The organism is Streptomyces sp. NPDC058459 (assembly GCF_042721685.1).
In the GTDB taxonomy this organism is placed as follows: domain Bacteria; phylum Actinomycetota; class Actinomycetes; order Streptomycetales; family Streptomycetaceae; genus Streptomyces.
Genome location: NZ_JBHXLV010000400.1, coordinates 1 through 1,947, shown reverse-complemented (window position 1 = coordinate 1,947; position 1,947 = coordinate 1). Strand labels below are relative to the sequence as shown.

Here is a 1,947-nt window from a genome sequence, read left to right as displayed (position 1 = left end):
CCTCCGCGGAGCCGGGGCCAACACTCGCTCGCGAACGGGAGCCGCGTCTGACGCGGTTCACCCCGTACCGTACGGGCCGCCGCCACCAGGTTCTCCAGCGACGCCCGCGTCTCCGGCCGGGCGGGGGTCCTCAGTCCGCAGTCGGGGTTCGCCCACTGCCGCTCGGTGGGGATCGCCTTCAGCCCGGTACGCGGCGGCTCGGCCGCCTCCTCGGCGCTCACCCCGCCGCCGGTCCCAGCTGGGCCAGGGCGGCCGTCACCAGCGCGGCCGTGCCGGTGTCCAGGGTGAGGCGGACGCTGGGCAGATAGCGGGGGGAGTGGTTGTTCGGCAGGCTACGGAACTTCTCCGCCGGTCCGGTGCCGGGGGCCGCCGCCCACTGGGCGGGGCCGACCGAGCCGAGCATCCAGTAGGCGCCCCGGATGCCTGGATGGCCGTGCAGCCGGGCCCCCGCGCCGGTGAGCAGCGGGAAGTCCTCGGTCGCCGCTGAGGCCGGCCAGCCGGTGACGCGGGCGGAGCCGAACGCACCCTGGTGGGCGGCGCGGACGGCCGCCGTGACAGCGGGGTCGGGCCGGGTGACCCCCGAGCGGGCAAGCTCGCTGACGGTGACCCGGGGCGGCAGCGCGGCCGAGGCGGCCTCCGCGCGCACCACCCGCTCCACCGCCGCGGTGCCCCGGACGAGCGCCGCCTCCGAGAGGGCGCGGACGGTGACCCGCAGCTCGGCGCGGGTGGCCATGACGTTCCCGGAGCCCGCGGTGTCCCCGGCGCGCAGCGAGGAGGCGGAGAGCACCAGCCGCTCCGCCGGGTCGCTCTCGCGGGCGGCGACGGCGGAGAGCCGGGTCACCGCGCCGGCCGCGGCGAGCAGCGGATCGGCCGTCAGATGAGGGGTGGCCGCGTGCCCGCCGTCCCCCTCGAAGACCACCTCCAGTGTCACGCTGCCCGCCAGCAGCGGCCCGTCGGCGTGCGCCACCATGCCGGCCGGGAACGCGGCGGTGTGCTGGGCGAGGACCACGTCCGGCGCGGTGATCCGGTCGTACAGGCCGTCCTCCAGCATCGCCCGCGCACCGCTCAGCGTCTCCTCGGCGGGCTGCCCGACGACCAGCAGGGTGCCGCGCCAGCGGTCCCGGTGCTCGGCGAGCCAGCGGGCGGCGGCGGCCGCGCACGCCAGATGGGCGTCATGCCCGCAGGCGTGCATCACCGGCACCCGCCGCCCGTCGGGGCCCGGCGCGGTCGCGGTGCTGGCGTACGGGACGCCGGTCTCCTCGGCCACCGGCAGCGCGTCCAGTTCGGCGCGCAGCAGCACGGCCGGGCCGTCGCCGTTGGCCAGTTCGGCGGCGACCCCGTGGCCGCCGACCCCGCGCAGCACCTGGAAGCCGTCGGCCGTCAGCCGGTCCGCGAAGGCGGCGGCGGTGCGCTCCTCCGCGCCGGACAGCTCGGGATGCCGGTGCAGGTCGAGATACAGCTCGGCGGTGGACGCCAGCAGGGCGTCCAGACCGGGCGGCACACCACCGCCCCCGGTCGCGGACGCACGGCACTGTTCGCTGCTCACTGCACAGACTCCAGGGGGTCGTCGTACGGGGGTGTCAGCGAAGTGACAGCCATCGGTAAGGGAGTTGGCGCCGGACGCGCGTAGAAAGGGAGGTGACCGGGGGCTCGCTCCTCCGGCAGGTTCAGCGCACCACCGGACGGGGTCCTCCCGGCCGGCAGCAGGCCACCTGACCCGGAAGGAGCCATCATGGCTGACAACAACCTCGCCTCCCTCGCCCAGGAGATCCTGGACCTGGAGTCGGAGACCTTCGAGATCACCGACTACTCGGACGCCAGCGAGGTCATGCTCGGTTCGTCCACGAGCTGTTCCTCCACCAGCACCTGCTCCAGCACCACCAGCACCACCTCCTGCACCGCCTGACCCAGGCGTTCGTACCCACGGTCCCCGGCCCGCCTCGGTGC

Annotated in this window: 2 protein-coding genes and 1 pseudogene; 1 reads left to right on the top strand and 2 read right to left on the bottom strand. The window is 75.9% G+C overall.

What is annotated here, in order from left to right:
* Together ACFWN1_RS33090 and ACFWN1_RS33085 are read right to left on the bottom strand one after the other, a co-directional pair.
* Nucleotides 1-272 (bottom strand): annotated as a pseudogene (locus ACFWN1_RS33090) (hypothetical protein); the annotation flags it as partial.
* Entirely contained in the window at nt 218-1,546 is a 1,329-nt protein-coding gene (locus ACFWN1_RS33085) for an amidohydrolase (protein ID WP_384370409.1), read from the bottom strand. The pseudogene ACFWN1_RS33090 and the gene ACFWN1_RS33085, both read right to left, overlap by 55 nt.
* A gap of 186 nt (nt 1,547-1,732) precedes the next feature.
* Between ACFWN1_RS33085 and ACFWN1_RS33080 the strand changes: the two genes are divergently transcribed.
* Complete coding sequence (locus ACFWN1_RS33080) at nt 1,733-1,906, top strand: thiazolylpeptide-type bacteriocin (RefSeq protein ID WP_018548797.1); 174 nt, start codon at nt 1,733-1,735, stop codon at nt 1,904-1,906.
* The last annotated feature ends 41 nt before the right edge of the window (nt 1,907-1,947 follow it).